Source organism: Kitasatospora sp. NPDC001225, from assembly GCF_053597855.1.
In genome coordinates this window covers 1-1497 of sequence record NZ_JBSFJC010000442.1, presented here as the reverse complement: position 1 = coordinate 1497, position 1497 = coordinate 1, and the positions used below count along the sequence as shown (strand labels likewise).

The 1497-nt window shown below is 76.7% G+C and carries 1 protein-coding gene; it reads left to right on the top strand.

Going from position 1 to position 1497, the window contains the following annotated elements; all coding sequences use genetic code 11:
- Positions 1 to 1497 (top strand): condensation domain-containing protein (locus tag ACWDCZ_RS41310; RefSeq protein ID WP_449818718.1); only part of this gene is annotated, 1497 nt, incomplete at both ends.

The following is a 1497-nucleotide window of genomic DNA, read 5'->3' as shown; positions in this document are numbered from 1 at the left end:
GACGACCAGGTCAAGGTCCGCGGCTTCCGGGTGGAGCTCGGCGAGGTCGAGGCCGTCCTCGCCGAGCACCCGCTGGTCGCCGGGGCCGCCGCCGTGGTGCGCACCGAGGACGAGCCCCGGCTGGTCGCCTACGCCGTCGCCGAGCCCGGCGCCACGGTCACCGACACCGCCCTGCGCGAACACCTCCGGGAGCGGCTGCCCAAGCACATGGTGCCCTCGGCCTTCGTGCTGCTGGACGCCCTGCCCCTGACGCCGAACGGGAAGCTCGACCGGCGGGCCCTCCCCGCGCCCGACCGGCAGCCCGCCGACCGGGGCCGCGCACCGCGCACCGCGACCGAGCAGCTGCTCGCCGGGCTGTTCGCCGAGGTGCTCGGCGTACCGGAGGCCGGCGCCGACGACGACTTCTTCGACCTCGGCGGGCACTCCCTGCTGGCCACCCGGCTGGTCGCCCGGGCCCGGTCGGTGCTGGGCGTGGAGCTGGGGCTGCGCGACCTGTTCGACGCGCCGACGGTGGCGGGACTGGCCGCGGCGGTGGACGTCGCGGGCCGGGCCCGCCCGGCGCTGGGGCGGTGCGAGCGGCCCGCGGCCGTCCCGCTGTCCTTCGCGCAACGCCGGCTGTGGTTCCTGCACCGCATGGAGGGCCCGAGCGCCACGTACAACATCCCGCTGGCGCTGCGGCTCGGCGGAACCCTCGACCAGCGGGCCCTGGACGCCGCCCTGGCGGACCTGGTCGAGCGGCACGAGAGCCTGCGCACCGTCTTCCCGGTGGTCGACGGCGTGCCGTGCCAGCGGGTCCTGGAGGCCGGCGAGGCCCGGCCGCGGCTGCGGGTCACCGAGGCCGGCGAGCGCGAGCTGCCGGACCTGCTGGGAGAGGCGGCGCGGTACGGCTTCGAGCTCGCCGAGGAGCCGCCGCTGCGCGCCGAGCTCTTCCGGCTCGGCGCCGAGGAGCACGTGCTGCTGCTGGTCGTGCACCACATCGCCGGTGACGGCTGGTCGGCGGGGCCGCTCCTGCGGGACCTGCGGACCGCCTACGCGGCCCGTACCGGGGGCGCGAAGCCGCAGTGGTCGCCACTGCCCGTCCAGTACGCCGACTACGCCCTCTGGCAGCGGGAGCTGCTCGGTGACGGCGCCGACCCGGACAGCCTGCTCAGCGGCCAGCTCGCCTACTGGCGGGAGCGGTTGGCGGACCTGCCCGAGCAGGTGGAGCTGCCCTTCGACCGGCCCCGCCCGGCGGTGATGTCCTACCGGGGCGCCCACCTGCCGGTGCGGATCGACGCCGAGCTGCACCAGGGCCTGCGCGACCTCGCCCGCGACGGCGGCGCCAGCCTCTTCATGGTGCTCCAGGCCGGGCTGGCCGCCCTGCTCGGCAAGCTCGGCGCCGGAAGCGACGTCCCGATCGGCACCCCGATCGCCGGCCGCACCGACGAGGCCCTGGACGACCTGGTCGGCTTCTTCGTCAACACCCTGGTGCTGCGCACCGATCTCTCCGGCGACCCG